At 39.1% G+C, this 17,587-nt stretch carries 27 protein-coding genes and 2 pseudogenes; 3 read left to right on the top strand and 26 right to left on the bottom strand.

Annotated elements, in window-relative coordinates:
- The first annotated feature begins 393 nt into the window (after positions 1-393).
- From JOC34_RS20385 to betA, 3 genes and pseudogenes are all read left to right on the top strand, one after another.
- A pseudogene (locus JOC34_RS20385) lies at positions 394-1,116 on the top strand (aldehyde dehydrogenase family protein).
- Between the two features lie 177 nt (positions 1,117-1,293).
- Positions 1,294-1,467 (top strand): hypothetical protein, encoded by a 174-nt coding sequence (locus JOC34_RS20380; protein ID WP_205138638.1) that lies wholly within the window; start codon positions 1,294-1,296, stop codon positions 1,465-1,467.
- A 77-nt stretch (positions 1,468-1,544) separates the two neighbouring features.
- Positions 1,545-3,218, top strand: a complete 1,674-nt coding sequence (gene betA / locus JOC34_RS20375; protein ID WP_205138637.1) for a choline dehydrogenase — start codon at positions 1,545-1,547, stop codon at positions 3,216-3,218.
- 265 nt (positions 3,219-3,483) lie between these two features.
- Here betA and rpsI read toward each other — a convergent pair whose 3' ends face one another.
- The 26 genes and pseudogenes from rpsI to rpsQ all read right to left on the bottom strand — a co-directional run bounded on the left by rpsI (position 3,484) and on the right by rpsQ (position 17,574).
- A complete protein-coding gene (gene rpsI, locus JOC34_RS20370) occupies positions 3,484-3,876 on the bottom strand; it encodes a 30S ribosomal protein S9 (protein ID WP_205138636.1) in 393 nt (130 codons plus the stop codon).
- 19 nt (positions 3,877-3,895) lie between these two features.
- The gene (gene rplM / locus JOC34_RS20365; protein ID WP_205138635.1) at positions 3,896-4,333 is read right to left on the bottom strand and encodes a 50S ribosomal protein L13; all 438 of its coding nucleotides are present in this window, start codon (positions 4,331-4,333) and stop codon (positions 3,896-3,898) included.
- Positions 4,334-4,500: 167 nt separating this feature from the next.
- Positions 4,501-5,253, bottom strand: a complete 753-nt coding sequence (truA, locus tag JOC34_RS20360; protein WP_205138634.1) for a tRNA pseudouridine(38-40) synthase TruA — start codon at positions 5,251-5,253, stop codon at positions 4,501-4,503.
- A 14-nt stretch (positions 5,254-5,267) separates the two neighbouring features.
- Positions 5,268-6,068, bottom strand: coding sequence for an energy-coupling factor transporter transmembrane component T family protein (locus tag JOC34_RS20355; protein ID WP_205138633.1), 801 nt, complete (start codon positions 6,066-6,068; stop codon positions 5,268-5,270).
- Positions 6,065-6,934 (bottom strand): energy-coupling factor ABC transporter ATP-binding protein, encoded by an 870-nt coding sequence (locus tag JOC34_RS20350; protein ID WP_205138632.1) that lies wholly within the window; start codon positions 6,932-6,934, stop codon positions 6,065-6,067. Before JOC34_RS20350 ends, JOC34_RS20355 begins: the two co-directional genes overlap by 4 nt.
- Complete coding sequence (locus JOC34_RS20345) at positions 6,910-7,746, bottom strand: energy-coupling factor ABC transporter ATP-binding protein (RefSeq protein WP_205138631.1); 837 nt, start codon at positions 7,744-7,746, stop codon at positions 6,910-6,912. The genes JOC34_RS20350 and JOC34_RS20345 overlap by 25 nt, the downstream gene beginning before the upstream one ends.
- 249 nt (positions 7,747-7,995) lie before the next feature.
- Positions 7,996-8,349 (bottom strand): 50S ribosomal protein L17, encoded by a 354-nt coding sequence (gene rplQ / locus JOC34_RS20340; protein WP_205138630.1) that lies wholly within the window; start codon positions 8,347-8,349, stop codon positions 7,996-7,998.
- A 44-nt stretch (positions 8,350-8,393) separates the two neighbouring features.
- Entirely contained in the window at positions 8,394-9,338 is a 945-nt protein-coding gene (locus JOC34_RS20335) for a DNA-directed RNA polymerase subunit alpha (RefSeq protein ID WP_205138629.1), read from the bottom strand.
- Positions 9,339-9,547: 209 nt separating this feature from the next.
- Positions 9,548-9,937 carry a 30S ribosomal protein S11 gene (gene rpsK, locus JOC34_RS20330; protein WP_205138628.1) on the bottom strand — a complete coding sequence of 130 codons (390 nt, stop codon included), beginning with the start codon at positions 9,935-9,937 and terminating at the stop codon, positions 9,548-9,550.
- A 21-nt stretch (positions 9,938-9,958) separates the two neighbouring features.
- Positions 9,959-10,324 (bottom strand): 30S ribosomal protein S13, encoded by a 366-nt coding sequence (gene rpsM, locus JOC34_RS20325; RefSeq protein WP_205138627.1) that lies wholly within the window; start codon positions 10,322-10,324, stop codon positions 9,959-9,961.
- A gap of 24 nt (positions 10,325-10,348) precedes the next feature.
- Entirely contained in the window at positions 10,349-10,462 is a 114-nt protein-coding gene (gene rpmJ, locus JOC34_RS20320) for a 50S ribosomal protein L36 (protein WP_010095733.1), read from the bottom strand.
- 31 nt (positions 10,463-10,493) lie between these two features.
- Complete coding sequence (infA, locus tag JOC34_RS20315; protein WP_205138626.1) at positions 10,494-10,712, bottom strand: translation initiation factor IF-1; 219 nt, start codon at positions 10,710-10,712, stop codon at positions 10,494-10,496.
- Positions 10,690-11,026 (bottom strand): annotated as a pseudogene (locus JOC34_RS20310) (KOW domain-containing RNA-binding protein). The gene infA and the pseudogene JOC34_RS20310 overlap by 23 nt, the downstream one beginning before the upstream one ends.
- A 186-nt stretch (positions 11,027-11,212) precedes the next feature.
- Positions 11,213-11,857: an adenylate kinase gene (locus JOC34_RS20305; protein ID WP_205138624.1), complete on the bottom strand. Its 645-nt coding sequence runs from the start codon at positions 11,855-11,857 to the stop codon at positions 11,213-11,215.
- Between the two features lie 33 nt (positions 11,858-11,890).
- Positions 11,891-13,183 (bottom strand): preprotein translocase subunit SecY, encoded by a 1,293-nt coding sequence (gene secY, locus JOC34_RS20300; protein ID WP_205138623.1) that lies wholly within the window; start codon positions 13,181-13,183, stop codon positions 11,891-11,893.
- Entirely contained in the window at positions 13,184-13,624 is a 441-nt protein-coding gene (gene rplO, locus JOC34_RS20295; RefSeq protein ID WP_205138622.1) for a 50S ribosomal protein L15, read from the bottom strand.
- A 31-nt stretch (positions 13,625-13,655) separates the two neighbouring features.
- Positions 13,656-13,838 carry a 50S ribosomal protein L30 gene (rpmD, locus tag JOC34_RS20290; protein WP_205138621.1) on the bottom strand — a complete coding sequence of 61 codons (183 nt, stop codon included), beginning with the start codon at positions 13,836-13,838 and terminating at the stop codon, positions 13,656-13,658.
- Between the two features lie 13 nt (positions 13,839-13,851).
- Positions 13,852-14,355 (bottom strand): 30S ribosomal protein S5, encoded by a 504-nt coding sequence (gene rpsE / locus JOC34_RS20285; RefSeq protein ID WP_205138620.1) that lies wholly within the window; start codon positions 14,353-14,355, stop codon positions 13,852-13,854.
- A gap of 23 nt (positions 14,356-14,378) precedes the next feature.
- On the bottom strand, positions 14,379-14,741 hold the full coding sequence (rplR, locus tag JOC34_RS20280; protein WP_205138619.1) for a 50S ribosomal protein L18: 363 nt from the start codon (positions 14,739-14,741) through the stop codon (positions 14,379-14,381).
- A 33-nt stretch (positions 14,742-14,774) separates the two neighbouring features.
- Complete coding sequence (rplF, locus tag JOC34_RS20275; protein WP_205138618.1) at positions 14,775-15,311, bottom strand: 50S ribosomal protein L6; 537 nt, start codon at positions 15,309-15,311, stop codon at positions 14,775-14,777.
- Between the two features lie 30 nt (positions 15,312-15,341).
- Positions 15,342-15,740, bottom strand: a complete 399-nt coding sequence (gene rpsH, locus JOC34_RS20270) for a 30S ribosomal protein S8 (RefSeq protein ID WP_205138617.1) — start codon at positions 15,738-15,740, stop codon at positions 15,342-15,344.
- Positions 15,741-15,769: 29 nt separating this feature from the next.
- Positions 15,770-15,955, bottom strand: a complete 186-nt coding sequence (locus JOC34_RS20265) for a type Z 30S ribosomal protein S14 (RefSeq protein ID WP_019375521.1) — start codon at positions 15,953-15,955, stop codon at positions 15,770-15,772.
- Between the two features lie 28 nt (positions 15,956-15,983).
- Positions 15,984-16,523, bottom strand: a complete 540-nt coding sequence (gene rplE / locus JOC34_RS20260; protein WP_205138616.1) for a 50S ribosomal protein L5 — start codon at positions 16,521-16,523, stop codon at positions 15,984-15,986.
- A 26-nt stretch (positions 16,524-16,549) separates the two neighbouring features.
- Complete coding sequence (rplX, locus tag JOC34_RS20255) at positions 16,550-16,861, bottom strand: 50S ribosomal protein L24 (protein WP_205138615.1); 312 nt, start codon at positions 16,859-16,861, stop codon at positions 16,550-16,552.
- 37 nt (positions 16,862-16,898) lie between these two features.
- Complete coding sequence (gene rplN / locus JOC34_RS20250) at positions 16,899-17,267, bottom strand: 50S ribosomal protein L14 (RefSeq protein WP_205138614.1); 369 nt, start codon at positions 17,265-17,267, stop codon at positions 16,899-16,901.
- 43 nt (positions 17,268-17,310) lie between these two features.
- Positions 17,311-17,574 carry a 30S ribosomal protein S17 gene (rpsQ, locus tag JOC34_RS20245; RefSeq protein ID WP_205138613.1) on the bottom strand — a complete coding sequence of 88 codons (264 nt, stop codon included), beginning with the start codon at positions 17,572-17,574 and terminating at the stop codon, positions 17,311-17,313.
- Positions 17,575-17,587: the final 13 nt, after the last annotated feature.

Here is a 17,587-nt window from a genome sequence, read left to right as displayed (position 1 = left end):
AGCCACCTTTTTTGGCAAGTAATCCCTAGCTGCTTTGCGTTTACAAGTATACTTGAGTAAGCAATATATACATCATGGTATACTCAGATATACATAGTTATTCGTCTTAAAGTATCAATTATGGTCATTTTTCGCGAATAACAGCTTAATTTGAATGAAAATTATTTTAAATTTTACTCGAATTATTTATCTTTTTAGAGGAAATATTCTCTAGTTTCCAATCATAAGGTATGACATGAATTAAAGATCACGCTCCGAACCGTTTATTTTTGAGTTTCCTTCCTACTTTCTGTTCTTCTCTTTGACTTTTTTATTTCGTCATGATAGGTTATATCTATTCTTAATGTTAAATTTTAATTTAATAAACTTAATTTAATAAAAGGAGAAGGAGCGATGGAAGTAAAAAAACAATACATCGATGGTAAATGGAAAACAGCTGCTTCTGGCACTGTCCGTTCTATCATCAATCCTTTTAATCAGGAAGTTATTGCTGTTGTTACAGAAAGCGATGAAACAGATGCTATTACTTCTGCAAGAAAGGCATTTGATAATGGAGATTGGAGTACACACCCAACGATTGAACGTACAAAGATAGTTCGCAAAATTGCTGATTTAATTGAACTTAATCAAGAGGAACTAGCCAGGCTCGAAACGATTGATACTGGAAAAACATTAGAAGAAAGCCGAGTTGTTCGTGAGCCAATAGGTGTATGTGCATAAATTACGCCTTGGAATTATCCACTATTGCAAGCATCCTGGAAATTAGCCCCGGCGCTTGTACAAGATGAAGGATTTGGACCAGTTATAACAGTAGAACGGTTCACATCAGAAGAGGAAGCAATAAAACTAGCCAATGACTCCATCTATGAATTATCTGGTGGCGTTTGGACACAAGACATTGCAAAAGCAGCGCGTTGTGCAAAAAGAATGCCTATGGGAACAGTTTGGATAAACGATGTCAATAATTATTTCCCGCAAGCTCCATGGGGCGGATATAAACAATCTGGTTTTGGTCGTGAACTAGGAACAACTGGACTAGAAGAATATCAAGAACGGAAGCATATCTTTACAAATCTGCAACCTGAAAAAATGAACTGGTTTGGGGCTTCGAAATAAATGAGGGACCATTTCAACTAAATCCTGATCTTAATACACCATAATAATGTAACTAAAGTTCAGTTTTACAATATCGCAAGGTGAGGCACAAGGATATACAGTCAATTGGACATTCATACATTTTAAACTACAGCAACAGCTATCAAAATAAAGCGACAAAAATCAAGGAGTGTTTTTATGAAGAAGAACATAGTTCTATATGGACTTGTAGCGATTATATCTATTTTCTTATTTTCGCCTCGATCAAGAAAGGCAGTTTCAAACACGATAAATGAAGATACATTAAACAAAATATATGAATTCAAGAATATTTTAACCGATTGGAAAGAGAATCAAAACCAATATAAATAAAAGACAAATAATATGATGAAACGATCACATTCATTTTTTAAATAATAATGAATGTAGTGTGTATGGAGGTTGTAAATATGAAGAAACATTATGATTATATTGTAGTTGGTGGAGGAAGTGCTGGTTCTATACTTGGAAACCGATTAAGCGAAGACGGCACGAAAAGCGTTCTTATTTTAGAGGCAGGAAGAAGTGACTACCCTTGGGATCTATTTATCCAAATGCCTGCAGCTTTAATGTTCCCTGCTGGTAATCCTTTATATGACTGGGGTTATAAATCTGATCCTGAGCCATATATGAATGGCAGACGTATTGCTCACGCTCGTGGAAAAGTATTGGGTGGATCAAGCTCGATTAACGGAATGATTTACCAACGAGGAAATCCAATGGACTATGAACGTTGGGGGGCTGATAAAGGAATGGAATCATGGGACTATGCACATGTTCTCCCTTACTTTAAAAAATTGGAAAATGCGATTGACTCGCCTGGTGACAAAAATCGCGGGCATGATGGTCCAATCAAATTAACAAGAGGTCCAGCTACTAATCCTTTATTTAATGCGTTCTTTGAGGCAGGAGAGGAAGCTGGTTACTCTCGCACATCTGATGTGAACAGTTATAAACAAGAAGGATTTGGCCCATTCGACCGTCATATTTATAATGGAAAAAGACTATCCGCTTCGCATGCTTATTTAGATCCGGCGAAAAAGCGAGACAATCTAGATATTGAAACACTAGCTTTTGTAACAAAAATCAATTTTGAAGGAACAAAAGCAAAAAGTGTTACATACCGGAGAGGTAAAATAATAAAAGAAGTATATGCTGAGGAAATTGTACTTGCTGGCGGCGCGATCAATACACCTCAATTATTGCAATTGTCAGGTGTCGGAGATGCAGAATATCTTAAAAGTTTAGATATTGATCCAGTTGTCCATCTTCCAGGTGTAGGTGAAAACTTACAAGACCATTTAGAGGTATATATTCAGCATGCATGTCCTCAGCCGGTTTCAGAACAGCCTAGCTTAAATAAATTAAAAATGCCATGGATCGGCTTACAATGGATGTTACAACGAAAAGGACCTGCAGCAAGCAGCCATTTCGAAGGTGGCGGATTTATACGCTCTAATGAAGATTGCACGTACCCGAATTTGATGTATCATTTCTTGCCTCTAGCTGTACGTTACGATGGAAAAAAGGCAGATACACCACATGGCTTCCAAGTCCATGTAGGCCCAATGTATTCGGATGCTCGTGGATCACTTAAAATTAAATCCAAGGACCCTTCGCAGCATCCTAGTATGGTATATAACTATCTCTCTACTGATCAAGACCGAAGAGAATGGATAGAAGCTGTTAGAATTACACGAGAAATTATTTCTCAACCAGCTCTAGCACCTTATAATACAGGTGAAATTTCACCAGGCCAATCTGTACAAACAGATGAAGAAATTATAGAGTGGGTTCGAAACGATGCAGAAACAGCACTTCATCCATGTGGAACAGCAAAAATGGGAGATGCCTCTGATCCAATGTCTGTAGTGGATCCGAACACAATGAAAATACATGGTTTAGAAAACATCCGTGTAGTAGATGCATCCGTAATGCCATACGTTACAAATGGAAATATACACGCTCCAGTGTTAATGCTAGCCGAAAGAGCAGCAGACCTGATTCTTGGACGCAAACCGCTAGACGCTTTACACTTTGATTATTATAAGCACGATTCAAAGACAGCAGTACTCAATAAATAAGCGTCCCTTTTTAGCTCTTCTTTTTTATAGACATTATGTCAATAGTAAATTACTTTTGGTGATAATTAACGATTTGATTAGATAATGACCTTTCTTTAATGAAACAACAAAACAGCTTTGATCAGCTGTTTTGTTGTTTCATTTCGTTTTTAAAATTTATATTCGCATACATTCTACTTCACTAACTCTTATTCAAACAAAACAGCCTATTTCATTCGAAATGAAATAGGCTGTTTTTGCAGGTATATCCTTGTTATTACTACTATTAACGTTTTGAGAATTGAGGAGCTCTACGTGCACCTTTAAGACCGTATTTTTTACGTTCTACCATACGTGGGTCACGTGTTAAGAATCCTTCACGCTTTAATGATGCACGGTATTCAGGATCCGCTTCTAGAAGCGCACGAGAGATACCATGACGAATTGCACCAGCTTGACCAGTGAATCCACCACCATGAACGTTTACTAATACATCGTAAGTGCCTTCTGTTTCTGTAACAGCAAGCGGTTGATTCATGATTAGTGATTGTGTTTCATATGGGAAATAGTCTTTTGAATCACGACCATTGATGATTACTTTTCCAGTTCCAGGAACTAGACGTACACGTGCAGTTGATGTTTTACGACGGCCTGTGCCGTAATATTGTACTTGTGCCAATTGTTTAACCTCCTTTTAATTATCCACGAAGCTCATAAACTTCTGGTTTTTGAGCTTGATTATTGTGTTCTGAACCTCTGTTTACGTGCAATTTCTTACCCATTTTGCGGCCTAGTGGACCTTTAGGAAGCATACCTTTAACAGCAAGTTCAATCATTTGCTCAGGGTATCTTGTACGCATTTCGTCAGCATTACGCTCTTTCAAATTACCTGTATAACCTGAATGACGGTAGTACATTTTGTCATTTATTTTATTACCTGTTAATTCTATTTTTTCAGCGTTGATAATAATTACATTATCACCAGTATCAGCGTGTGGTGTGTAAGTTGGCTTGTGCTTTCCACGAAGGATTGCTGCAACCTCACTTGCCAAACGGCCTAGTCTTTGGCCTTCAGCATCCACAACGAGCCATTTGCGTTCAATATTGTTTTCATTCGCCATGAAAGTTGTGCGCATGATAGTTTCCCTCCAATTAATTTGTTTCAATTCGTTATTCCTATATTCAACATAATTAGATTCCGGGGCTAATCATGGTTTTAGAAATATAATGCCATAGATCATAATATACCAAATTCGAGCGTTTTGTCAAGGGCTTCAGGTGTAAAATTCTAAAAATCGCTTATTTATATTACTTTTTCATACTTTACCCGCCATAAATACAATCCTTGAGCTGGAATCGTTTCTCCAACGAGTTGGCGATCCTTTTGTTTCAGTAACGTTTTAATGTCTGATGGGATCCTTCTTCCTTGACCAATATCTAGTAGTACGCCAACGATAATACGAACCATGTGATATAAAAAGCCATTCCCCCGCAGAATAAATTCAATCTCGCTTCCCCGCTTCTCACAGCTGACCTGATAAAGCGTTCGTTCTTTACTCCCTTTTGTTGTTGCCTTTGCAGATGAAAAGGTAGTAAAGTCATGCTTACCCTCTAAATAGGCACAAGCCTGCTTTATAGCATCTATATTCAGTTTGTAGGGAAAATGGTAGGCATAGTTTCGTTTCCATACATCGGGCTCCGATTCATGCCACACATAATAGCGATATTCTTTTTCTATAGCGTCATATCTTGCATGAAATGTTTCAGCTACAATCACTACTTCTTTAATATATAAGTCATCCGGCAAGAGTGTATTCAGTGCCTGCTTCCAATTAAGCGTTGGGATGTCATAGGGCGAATCAAAATGGATTGTCTGACCCAAGGCATGTACGCCTGTATCTGTTCGTCCAGAGGCCTGTATTCTTATCTCAGCGCCTTTGTGCATTTTCTTTAATGCCTTTTCTAATTCACCTTGAACCGTGCGCTTCTTTGGCTGGATCTGGAAACCAGAAAATCGCGATCCATCATAATGAATGATACATTTCAGTCGTTCCACCTTTACCAGCCTCTCTAATAACTTCTCGTATAAAATAGAATCGCAATGACAAAAGCAAATAGTATATAGATCAGGATATCGTGCTTACCAATCTTTAACTCCCTTAGCTTTGTCCGCCCTTCACCACCATGATAGCCACGCGCTTCCATTGCCATTGCTAATTCTTCTGCCCGTTTAAACGCACTGACAAATAATGGAACCAACAATGGAACAACCGCTTTTGCGCGATCTTTAATCGGCCCCGTTCTAAAATCTACACCACGGGAAGCCTGCGCCTTGGAAATCTTATCTGTTTCCTGCATTAGTGTAGGAATAAAGCGTAAAGATATGGACATCATCAGTGCAAGTTCGTGAACAGGGAACTTAATTTTATTTAACGGATGCAGCATATCCTCTATTGCATCGGTAATTTCAATCGGTGTTGTCGTTAAAGTTAATAGGGAAGTAACTAGGATAAGTAAGAAAAACCTTACAGAAATGGCAAGTCCCTGAATCACACCACCAGAATAAAATTTAAAAATAGACAAGTGGAAAATAAGTGTTCCCTCTTTGGTTACAAATAAGTGCAAAATAAAGGTAAAAACAATTAAAAACCAGACAGGTGTTAACCCTTTTAAGATAAAACGAATCGGAACACGAGACGTAATCATACTCGTCAATGCAAAAATGGTTAAAATCCCATAACTGATTAACGTATTAGCAAAAAATACGATAAAAACAAAAAAGAAAATAATTGTTATTTTTGTTCGTGGATCCAAACGGTGCACAATGGAATTTCCTGGTACATACTGACCAATAATCAAGGAGTTATTCATGATGATTCAGCCCCTTTTATGATTTGCTGAATCGATTGTGCAACCTGTTTTATCGATTGCCGATCAAAGGGGATTTCTTTCCCTAATTTCGTCTGGAATTGATTTAAAAACTGGACCATCTCTGGTACATCAAGCTGCACTTTATTTAATGCTTTTTTTTGTGTAAAAACCGCTTCTGGTTTACCTTCCATATACTTTGTACCTTTGTTTAAAATGATGACATGGTCTGCATATTTTACAGCGTCTTCCATGCTATGGGTTACGAGTATTGTCGTTAGCCCCTGTTCTTGATGCAGCTGATAAAACATCTTCATCATTTCTTTTTGTCCCCGAGGATCTAGCCCAGCAGTTGGCTCATCAAGCACAAGTACGTCAGGTCTAACAGCTAACACACCAGCAATTGCAACCCTACGCATTTGTCCACCACTTAGTTCAAACGGGGAACGTTCCAGTAATTCTTCCGTAAGGCCTACCGCAGGCGTTATTTGTTGAATTCGGTGCTTGATTTCCGATTTTGACACACCAAAGTTCTCCGGACCAAACGCAATGTCCTTTTCAACCGTTTCTTCAAATAATTGGTGCTCCGGGTATTGAAAGACAACACCAACACGACTGCGTAGCTCTTTCATGTTTTTAGGTTTTTGTTCCGGTGTTAAATGAAAATCACCAATCGTTACTTCGCCCGCTGTTGGCTTGACCAGGCCATTTAAATGTTGAATCAATGTCGATTTCCCTGACCCTGTATGGCCAATAACAGCAACAAAGGAGCCGGATGGGATATGAAAAGATAAATCATCAATTGCTTTATGTGCAAATGGGCTATTTGCTTGATAAATATAGCTTACGTTTTTGAATGTAATGTCCATAATTCCTCCAACAACTCTTCGTGGTTTAACGGCTCCTGTGTGATTGGCACACCTAATTGGTTTAGCTCATCAGCTAATACTGTAATAAAGGGTACGTCTAATCCGATTTCCCGGAGCTGATCCTTTAAAGAAAAAATTTCACGTGGCAGTGCCTCACGCCATATTTCACCTTCATTCATGACGATAACACGATCAGCTTGTACCACTTCCGTTAAATCATGTGTTATCGTAATCAATGATAGTTCATTTTCACTTTGAACATCTGTCACAGTTTGCATGATTTCAGTTCGTCCCTTCGGATCAAGCATTGCTGTTGCCTCATCCAATATAAGAACTTGCGGTGAAATGGCGAGCACGCTTGCGATTGCCACACGCTGTTTCTGTCCGCCGGAAAGGCGATGCGGTTCAGTCAGCAGATAATCCTGCATTCCTACTGCAGATAACGTTTCTTCCATTCGCTTTATCATATCCTCCCGGGGAAAACCACGATTTTCCATTCCGAAAGCAACATCGTCTTGCACTGTTGTTCCAACAAATTGATTGTCAGGATTTTGAAAAACCATACCAACATCTTTACGGATATCCCAAATCGTATCTTGGTTAACCTGTTTCCCATCGATTAATATTTCTCCCTCTTGTGGGAATAATAATCCATTAAGCAGTTTAGCAATTGTGGATTTACCAGATCCATTATGACCTATAATAGCAATCCATTCGTTTTCATAGATTTCAAATGACAAATTCTTTAATACCCAAGGCTGCTCATCTTCATATCTGAACGATACATTTCTAAACTCAATTATTTTTCTCATGCTGTACTTCCTCCTCAATACTCTGCTCCCGCCTTGGGATTTTGATGTGTCGCTGGGCAATTGTCTCAGCTTTTTTTGTCTAGTTGCGCGTCAGCTAGCGACTACCGTCATAAGCAATTGACACTGCGAGTGCTAAAACCATGCGCTCTATAGCCCCTAGCGCGTCAACTTTTCTTTACTACAAAAAAAGGGCTTGGATTCACCTCATGGAAGAGATTCAGTCCTGCCCCTATACGCGCAAAGGTTTCATTAAACTAGTTCGATGATTGCCATTTTTGCTCCGTCACCTTGACGAGCACCTAATTTAAGAACACGTGTGTACCCACCTTGTCGTTCTTCATAACGTGCAGCAACGTCATTGAAAAGTTTTTGAACAACATTTTCATTTTCGTTTGCTTCTTGATTATATAAGAAAGCTGCAGCTTGACGACGAGCGTGAAGATCTCCACGTTTACCCAGCGTAATCATTTTGTCTACTACGGATTTAAGTTCTTTCGCTTTTGCTTCTGTTGTTTCAATACGTTCATGAATAATTAAATCAGATGCAAGATTGCGAAGTAATGCCATACGAGTGTCAGTTGTACGTCCTAACTTTCTAGCCATGGACTTATCCCTCCCTTTCTAAAAGCTCTAAAGGTGTCTATTGATTAGTCATCATTGCGTAAGCCTAAGCCCAGATCATCCAGTTTTACTTTAACTTCTTCTAGTGATTTACGACCTAAATTACGGACTTTCATCATATCTTCTTCAGTTTTATTTGCAAGCTCTTGAACTGTATTGATACCAGCTCGTTTTAAACAATTATAAGATCGAACAGAAAGATCAAGTTCTTCGATGGTCATTTCCATCACTTTTTCTTTATGATCTTCTTCTTTTTCTACCATAATCTCAGCATTCTGTGCTTCATCAGTTAAACCTACAAAGATATTAAGATGCTCGGTAAAGACTTTAGCGCCTAAAGAAACTGCCTCTTCAGGACGAATGCTTCCATCTGTCCAGACATCTAATGTCAATTTGTCAAAATTGGCATCTTGACCTACCCTTGTATTTTCAACTTGATAAACAGAACGGGACACAGGTGTAAAAATCGAGTCAATCGGGATAACACCAATCGCTTGATCATCATTTTTATTTTCATCAGCTGGACGGTAACCACGACCACGTTCTGCTGTGATTTTCATATACAGGCTGCCCTTACTATTTAAAGTAGCAATTGGCAATTCCGGGTTTAATACCTCAACATCACTATCAAAAGTCAGATCTGCAGCGGTAACCTTTCCTTCTCCCTGTACATCAATCTCTAAAGTTTTCTCTTCATCAGAGTAAATTTTGAGAGCAAGTTTTTTCAGGTTTAAAATTACTGTTGTAACATCTTCAACGACACCATCAATTGTTGAGAACTCATGAAGTGCTCCATCAATTTGAACCGATGTAACAGCAGCACCTGGAAGTGAGGATAATAGGATACGACGCAAGGAGTTCCCAAGAGTGGTACCATATCCACGTTCGAGCGGTTCAACTACGAATTTTCCAAATGTAGCGTCATCGCTAATTTCAACCGTTTCAATTTTTGGTTTTTCAATTTCGATCATTCAACAAAACCCTCCTTTAAAACGTCGAAACCTCGGTTAGAGCCATGTCTAACCGAAATTCCTCAAATAGGCAGTTGGCGTTTCTGCGCTACCTGCAATTCTTTCGTACTTCTTGTCTCGTGAATGCCTAATGATAAAAGATTTACATCTCTACACTTTTAGCTATCATAACCCATTATAGACAGGGTGACAAATTCTATACGGTCTAATTATACACGACGACGTTTTGGTGGGCGACAACCATTATGAGGAACTGGAGTTACATCCACAATTGCAGTAACTTCCAATCCTGCTGCTTGAAGTGAACGAATTGCTGCTTCACGACCTGCTCCAGGTCCTTTAACAGTAACTTCTAATGTTTTCATGCCGTTTTCAACCGCTGTTTTTGCTGCAGTTTCGGCAGCCATTTGAGCAGCATATGGTGTAGATTTACGAGAACCTTTAAATCCAAGCGCACCTGCTGAACTCCAGCCGATTGAATTACCATGAACATCCGTAATTGTAACAATTGTATTGTTAAATGTAGAACGAATGTGTGCAATACCTGTGTCAATATTCTTTTTCACACGACGTTTACGTGTATTTGTATTACGTGCCATTGATTAGCTAACCTCCTTCACTTACTTTTTCTTACCTGCGATAGCATAACGCGGGCCTTTACGAGTACGTGAGTTATTTTTCGTTTTTTGTCCACGAACTGGTAAACCACGGCGGTGACGCATACCTCTATACGAACCAATTTCAGTGATTCGTTTGATGTTTAGTGATACTTCACGACGAAGATCACCTTCAATTGTATATACATCAATTGCTTTACGGATCTTACCTAATTCATCTTCAGTTAAGTCGCGAACACGAGTATCTTCAGAAACGCCTGCTTCTTTAAGGACTTTCTTTGCGGTAGTGTTTCCAATACCAAAGATATAAGTTAATGAAATTACTACGCGCTTATCACGCGGAATATCTATACCTGCAATACGTGCCATAAGTGATTAGCACCTCCTTGTTTTTTAACCTTGTTTTTGCTTGTGTTTCGGGTTTTCGCAAATCACCATTACTTTGCCTTTTCGTTTAATAACTTTACATTTTTCACAAATTGGTTTTACAGATGCTCTTACTTTCATCATCTTTACCTCCTTTTATATCGGAGCTCGCTTATTTATAACGGTACGTAATCCGTCCTCTAGTTAAATCATACGGTGAGAGTTCTACCGTTACTTTATCACCTGGTAGAATTCGTATAAAATGCATACGAATTTTCCCGGATACATGTGCTAAGACCGTATGGCCATTTTCAAGCTCTACCTTAAACATTGCGTTAGGCAATGTCTCCATTACGGTACCTTCCACTTCAATTGCATCGTCTTTCGCCATCAGTGTTGATCTCCCTTCTTCAAATCTGTCACAACTTCATTGACAAATTTAGTTATAGCAAACCTTAATTTACCATTTGTGACACGACCAGTTTCTAGAAGGCTGCTTTGGACTTCCGGAGAAATAAAATCCATCACTTCAATATGATTTACGTTCTTTTTCTTTGGTCGATCATATTTACGCTTTTCTCCATCCGCAAGCAATACAAACCGCTCATCAATCATCCGAATGACTACAGCGAATTGTCCAGCTTCACGCCCTTGTCTAATACGAACAACTTGACCTACTCGTGGAACCGAATCAGATTCGTTCAACAACGATCACCTTCACTTAGGCTATAGTTAATTGCTACCTTTGTAGAAAAGGTTCATTTCTTTAAAACAGTTTAGTGCCACTTTTATATTCATTTGTACACTTATTTTCACACTTACCAAGACTTTTATTATAACTTTTACCAGACTAAATTGCATCTAATCCGTGTTATAAGCAGTGAGAAATGTTTAAGCTTCTAGTGTTGCTTGAATATCCCGGAAAACATCATCAATCTCCTGATCTCCGTTTACAGTAGTGAGATATCCTTTACCCTGATAAAAGTCCAATAACGGTTTTGTTTGCTCGATATTAACTGCCAAGCGTTTTTTAACCGTATCTGGCTTATCATCATCACGCTGAATTAATGCTGAACCATCTTTATCACATATACCCTCTTTTGCTGGTGGATTATACATGACATGATAAGTTGTTCCACATGTTGGACAGACCCTACGACCTGTTAAGCGCTCCACTAAATTTTCTTCTGGTACATCGACATGAATCACATGGTCAATGGTTTGATTTAATTCTGTTAAAATCGCTTCTAATGCTTCAGCCTGTGCGATGGTTCTTGGAAAACCATCCAATAAAAATCCATTTGCACAATCGGCTTTACCCAAGCGTTCTTTTACAATCCCAACTGTTACCTCATCTGGAACAAGTGCCCCTTGGTCCATAAAAGCTTTCGCTTCCTTACCAAGATCGGTTCCTTCTTTTATAGCGAGACGGAACATGTCGCCAGTTGAAATATGAGGGATGTTATATTGCTCATTTATTTTCTCTGCCTGTGTGCCTTTACCAGCACCAGGTAAGCCCATCAAAATTAAGTTCAAGTTATTCCCCTCGCTCTCATTGGCAGCAGGAACTTACTTAATAAATCCTTTGTAGTGTCGCTTTACTAACTGACTTTCCAGTTGTTTCATCGTTTGTAACGCTACCCCTACAACGATTAGTAAACTTGTGCCGCCGATTTGTACTGCGGTAGGTAAGTTCGCAAGACCACCCAAAATAATTGGCAGCACGGAAACGGCTGCTAAAAAGAGGGACCCTACAAACGTTAAACGATACATCACTCGTGTGAGGTATGTTTCTGTTTTCTTACCAGGACGGATGCCTGGGATATACCCACCTTGCTTTTGCAGGTTCTCAGCCATTTGTTCCGGATTAACCTGAACAAATGTATAGAAATAGGTGAATGCAATAATCAGCCCTACATATAAGACCATACCAATGGGTTGTGTATAATCAAAGATCATTTCAATCGTTGATGCAACTGACCCACCTTCAAAGAAACCAGCGATCGTTCTAGGTGCAATCATAAATGCAATAGCAAAGATTACCGGGATAACTCCTGCAGCATTCACTTTTATTGGTAAATGCGTAGAATGTCCACCAACCGGGGAACGATTGACAAGTTTTTTTGCATATTGAATTGGTATTTTACGTAAAGCTTGTTGTATAAAGATCACTCCAACAACTACAGCTACAACAACCAACGCGATTAAAGCGACAATTACAATGTTGATAAACAATTCATCACCAGCATCTACAATATATTGGCTATACAACTGTTTAACACCATTCGGCACCGCTGCTACGATACCCGCAAATATGATTATTGAAATTCCATTTCCAACACCATTTGCTGTGATTTGTTCTCCAAGCCACATCAAAAATGCTGTACCACTTGTTAGCACGATTGCAATTACAATGAATTTTGTAATGCCGGGATCTGCAATTAACATGCCCCCCGCCATTGCATTAAATCCAATTGACATTGCAATTGCCTGAACAAATGCAAGAACGATTGTACCGTATCGGGTAATTTGGGCTAATTTCTTACGACCCATTTCCCCTTGTTTTTTCCATTCAGAGAACTTAGGTACGACATCCATTTGTAATAATTGCATGATGATTGATGCTGTAATGTACGGCATAATCCCCATTGCAAAAATAGAGAAGTTTTGTAGTGCCCCTCCACCGAATGTGTTCAGAAAACCAAAAACATTTTGCTGGTTCATAAAATCTATTGCCTGTTTATCTGTAAATGGCACAGGGATAAATGTGCCTAGACGGAAGACAATCAACATAAGCAGTGTGAATATAATTTTCCGTCTAATGTCACCTATGCGCATAAAATTGGAGATTGTACGGAACAATTAGATCACCTCGGTTTGACCGCCCGCTGCCTCAATTGCTTCTTTAGCTGAAGCAGAGAACTTGTGAGCTTTTACTGTAAGCTTTCTTTCGATAGCACCCTTGCCAAGTACTTTAATACCTGCTTTAAGTTTGCTTACGACACCTTCTTCAAGTAATAGCTCTGGTGTAATTTCTGTGCCGTCTTCAAAACGATTTAGCACATCCACGTTTACAATTGCGTATTCTTTACGGTGAATATTTGTAAATCCTCTTTTCGGTAAGCGTTGAAATAGTGGCATTTGTCCACCTTCAAAGCCCGGACGTACACCGCCACCTGACCGTGCTTTTTGTCCTTTGTGTCCTCTGCCGGAAGTTTTTCCGTTACCAGATGACATTCCACGACCAACGCGGTTTCTTGTTTTGCGACTTCCTTCTGACGCCTTCAATTCATGAAGTTTCATGCGAGCACCTCCTCTTTACGCTAATGTATAATTAAACTTCTTTTACCGTCACGAGATGAGATACTTTGTTAACCATACCACGAATGGCTGGTGTATCTTCACGAACTACGGATTGACGAATTTTAGTTAGTCCTAATGTTTGAACAGTTTTACGTTGTCCTTCTGTTCCACCAATAACACTGCGTGTGAGGGTGATTTCTAAATTTTTAGACATAGTATTTCCCTCCTTATCCTAACAGTTCTTCTACAGACTTTCCTCGTAGTTTTGCTACTTCTTCTGCACGTTTCAAGTTAGATAATCCATTTAATGTTGCACGGATCATATTAATAGGTGTGTTTGCACCTAAAGATTTAGTCAAAATATCACCAACGCCGGCAAGTTCAAGGATTGCACGAACTGGTCCACCGGAAATAACTCCCGTACCTTCAGTTGCTGGTTTCATTAATACGTTACCAGAACCAAATCGGCCATTGATTTCATGTGGAATAGTAGTTCCAACAATAGGTACTTCAATTAAGTTTTTCTTTGCATCATCAACTGCTTTTTTAATTGCTTCCGGTACTTCTAATGCTTTACCTGTACCAAAACCTACATGACCATTTTTATCTCCGATTACTACTAGTGCTGCAAAGCGGAAACGACGTCCACCCTTTACAACCTTCGCAACGCGGTTAACTGAAACAACACGTTCTTCAAGATCTAGTTTGTTCGGATCAATGCTGTTATTCATGTAATGGTTCCCTCCTTTATCGATTAAAATTCAAGACCAGCCTCACGGGCAGCGTCTGCTAAAGTTTTTACACGTCCATGATAAAGGTAGCCTCCACGATCAAATACAACCGATTTGAATCCTTTATCCTGCGCACGCTTAGCAATCGCTTCTCCGATCTGCTTTGCTGCTTCTGTGTTACTTGTAGCTTCACCATTAAATGTTTTATCTTTCGTAGAAGCACTTACTAGTGTAACTCCGTTGTCATCATTGATTAATTGTGCATAGATGTGTTTATTTGAACGATACACGTTCAAACGAGGACGAACTTGAGTTCCGGATATTTTCCTACGAACTCGTGCGTGTCTTCTTTTGCGTGTTGCGTTTCTATCAGGCTTTGTGATCATCCAGGGTCACTCCTTTCTGCTCTCTAAGTAACCTTACTTAGCAGTTTTACCTTCTTTACGACGTACGTATTCATCAACATAACGAATACCTTTACCTTTATATGGTTCAGGTGGTCTGATTGCTCTGATGTTAGCAGCAACTGCACCAACTAATTCTTTATCGATACCTTTAACAATTATTTGTGTGTTTTTAGGAACTTCGATCTCGATGCCCTCTTCGGCTTCGATTTCAACTGGATGTGAATAACCAGCATTAAGCACCAATTTTTTCCCTTGCATTTGTGCACGATATCCAACACCAATAATATCAAGGGATTTTTCAAAACCTTTATGAACTCCAATAACCATGTTACTGATCAAGCTACGAGTTGTTCCGTGTAATGCACGGTGATCTTTATGGTTACTTGGGCGCTCAAATGTAATTTCGTTTTCCTGAATGTTAACTGTAATATCCGGATGTAAATCTCTTGTTAATTCACCTTTTGGTCCTTTAACTGTTACGGTATTACCATCCATTTTTACTTCTACACCTTGTGGAACTTCAATTGGTTTTAGTCCTATACGAGACATTTCATGCACCTCCTCATCAAAAAATGTTAATTACCAAACATATGCTAGAACTTCGCCACCAACAGCTTGAGCACGTGCTTCTTTATCAGATAACACACCTCTAGATGTTGATACGATTGCTATACCTAAGCCGTTAAGTACGCGTGGTACTTCAGTTGCTTTTGCATAGACACGTAGTCCTGGCTTACTAATTCGTTTGATACCTGTAATTACACGTGTTTCGTCAACACCGTATTTAAGGAAAATGCGCAGAACACCTTGTTTGTTGTCTTCAACAAACTCATAGTCCTGAACAAAACCTTCACGTTTAAGAATATCAGCAATTTCTTTTTTTATAGTAGAAGCCGGGAGCTCCAATTTCTCATGTTTAACCATGTTAGCATTACGAATACGAGTCAGCATATCTGCGATCGGATCTGTCATAACCATTAATCATTACCTCCTTCCCAAATCGGGGTTTACCAGCTTGCTTTTTTGACACCAGGAATTTGACCTTTATAGGCAAGTTCACGGAAACAAATTCGGCAAAGTTTAAATTTACGAATTACAGAATGCGGACGACCGCAGCGTTCACAACGTGTATATTCACGTACTTGATACTTTTGTGGGCGTTTTTGTTTCGCAATCATTGATTTTTTAGCCACAATTTTCCCTCCTTATTTAGCTCATAGCTTACTTTTGGAAAGGCATGCCTAGTTGAGCCAAAAGCTCACGAGCTTCTTCGTCTGTATTGGAAGTTGTTACTATTACGATATCCATACCACGAATCTTATTTACTTTATCATAATTAATTTCCGGGAAAATTAGTTGTTCTTTAACACCTAATGTGTAGTTACCACGACCATCAAAAGCCTTTTTTGATATACCACGGAAATCACGTACACGTGGAAGTGATACAGCAATTAGCTTTTGCAGGAATTCGTACATACGGTCACCGCGAAGTGTTACTTTTGCCCCGATTGGCATTCCTTCACGAAGGCGAAAACCAGCAATTGATTTTTTTGCACGAGTGATCATTGGTTTCTGACCCGAAATTAATGAAAGTTCTTCAACAGCACTATCTAATGCCTTTGAGTTTTGAACTGCATCGCCAACACCCATGTTGATAACAATCTTGTCAACAGTTGGCACTTGCATAACAGATTTATAATTGAATTTATCCATCAAGGTTGTTAAAACTTCTCCTTGATATTTTTCTTTTAATGCGTTCATCATGTCGCCCTCCTTTCGCTTGAAAATTATTTATCTAATGCTTCACCGGATTTTTTAGCGATGCGGACTTTTTTTCCATCACGTTCTTCATACCCAACACGAGTTGGTTCACCGGATTTAGGATCAATTGGCATTACGTTAGAAACATGGATCGCTGCTTCTTGGTTAAGGATTCCACCTTGTGGATTATCCTGTGAAGGTTTTGCGTGTTTCTTTACCATGTTAATACCTTCTATAAGAACTCGATCCGCTTTAGGATATGCTTCTAAAATAGTTCCTTGTTTCCCACGGTCTTTACCGGAAATTACTTTTACTTTATCACCTTTTTTTACATGCATGCTTGACGCACCTCCTTGACACTGTCAATTCTTTCGCTTATAAAACTTCTGGAGCTAGAGATACGATTTTCATGAATTTTGCATCACGTAGTTCTCGTGCGACTGGTCCGAAGATACGCGTACCTCTTGGACTTTTATCATCACGGATTATTACCGCTGCATTTTCATCAAAACGAATATATGACCCATCTTTTCGGCGTGCACCGGATTTCGTACGAACGATGACTGCTTTAACAACTTCACCCTTCTTAACAACGCCTCCTGGTGTTGCTTGTTTCACTGAACAAACAATTACATCACCAATGTTGGCAACTTTACGACCGGAACCACCGAGTACTTTAATGGTTAGAACTTCACGTGCACCAGAGTTGTCTGCAACTTTTAAACGAGTTTCTTGTTGAATCATACCGCTGTGACCTCCCTTCGGATACCTTCCGAGCGAACTTTAATTAAATAACTACTGACTCTTTAACGATTTCAACTAGACGAAAACGTTTAGTAGCTGATAATGGGCGTGTCTCCATAATGGTGACTACATCTCCAATTTTTGCTTGGTTGTTTTCATCATGTGTTTTAAACTTCTTAGAGTATTTAACACGTTTACCATATAGCTTATGAAACTTATAAGTCTCGACTAAAACAGTGATTGTTTTATCCATTTTATCTGATACAACACGGCCTGTATATACTTTACGATTATTACGCTCAGTCATTTTGAGGGTAACC

Origin of the sequence: Virgibacillus halotolerans, from assembly GCF_016908515.1 — a bacterium.
In the GTDB taxonomy this organism is placed as follows: domain Bacteria; phylum Bacillota; class Bacilli; order Bacillales; family Amphibacillaceae; genus Virgibacillus_M; species Virgibacillus_M halotolerans.
This window is presented reverse-complemented; position numbering and strand designations above follow the sequence as displayed.

Coding starts and splice junctions, on each gene's coding strand:
- JOC34_RS20380 (WP_205138638.1), top strand. CDS start 1,294: ATGAAGAAGAACATAGTTCTATATGGACTTGTAGCGATTATATCTATT.
- betA (WP_205138637.1), top strand. CDS start 1,545: ATGAAGAAACATTATGATTATATTGTAGTTGGTGGAGGAAGTGCTGGT.
- rplM (WP_205138635.1), bottom strand. CDS start 4,333: ATGCGCACAACTTTCATGGCGAATGAAAACAATATTGAACGCAAATGG.
- JOC34_RS20355 (WP_205138633.1), bottom strand. CDS start 6,068: ATGAATAACTCCTTGATTATTGGTCAGTATGTACCAGGAAATTCCATT.
- JOC34_RS20350 (WP_205138632.1), bottom strand. CDS start 6,934: ATGGACATTACATTCAAAAACGTAAGCTATATTTATCAAGCAAATAGC.
- JOC34_RS20345 (WP_205138631.1), bottom strand. CDS start 7,746: ATGAGAAAAATAATTGAGTTTAGAAATGTATCGTTCAGATATGAAGAT.
- rplQ (WP_205138630.1), bottom strand. CDS start 8,349: ATGGCTAGAAAGTTAGGACGTACAACTGACACTCGTATGGCATTACTT.
- JOC34_RS20335 (WP_205138629.1), bottom strand. CDS start 9,338: ATGATCGAAATTGAAAAACCAAAAATTGAAACGGTTGAAATTAGCGAT.
- rpsK (WP_205138628.1), bottom strand. CDS start 9,937: ATGGCACGTAATACAAATACACGTAAACGTCGTGTGAAAAAGAATATT.
- rpsM (WP_205138627.1), bottom strand. CDS start 10,324: ATGGCACGTATTGCAGGTATAGATATTCCGCGTGATAAGCGCGTAGTA.
- rpmJ (WP_010095733.1), bottom strand. CDS start 10,462: ATGAAAGTAAGAGCATCTGTAAAACCAATTTGTGAAAAATGTAAAGTT.
- infA (WP_205138626.1), bottom strand. CDS start 10,712: ATGGCGAAAGACGATGCAATTGAAGTGGAAGGTACCGTAATGGAGACA.
- rplO (WP_205138622.1), bottom strand. CDS start 13,624: ATGAAACTTCATGAATTGAAGGCGTCAGAAGGAAGTCGCAAAACAAGA.
- rpmD (WP_205138621.1), bottom strand. CDS start 13,838: ATGTCTAAAAATTTAGAAATCACCCTCACACGCAGTGTTATTGGTGGA.
- rpsE (WP_205138620.1), bottom strand. CDS start 14,355: ATGAATAACAGCATTGATCCGAACAAACTAGATCTTGAAGAACGTGTT.
- rplR (WP_205138619.1), bottom strand. CDS start 14,741: ATGATCACAAAGCCTGATAGAAACGCAACACGCAAAAGAAGACACGCA.
- rplF (WP_205138618.1), bottom strand. CDS start 15,311: ATGTCTCGTATAGGACTAAAACCAATTGAAGTTCCACAAGGTGTAGAA.
- rpsH (WP_205138617.1), bottom strand. CDS start 15,740: ATGGTTATGACAGATCCGATCGCAGATATGCTGACTCGTATTCGTAAT.
- rplE (WP_205138616.1), bottom strand. CDS start 16,523: ATGAACGCATTAAAAGAAAAATATCAAGGAGAAGTTTTAACAACCTTG.
- rplX (WP_205138615.1), bottom strand. CDS start 16,861: ATGCATGTAAAAAAAGGTGATAAAGTAAAAGTAATTTCCGGTAAAGAC.
- rplN (WP_205138614.1), bottom strand. CDS start 17,267: ATGATTCAACAAGAAACTCGTTTAAAAGTTGCAGACAACTCTGGTGCA.
- rpsQ (WP_205138613.1), bottom strand. CDS start 17,574: ATGACTGAGCGTAATAATCGTAAAGTATATACAGGCCGTGTTGTATCA.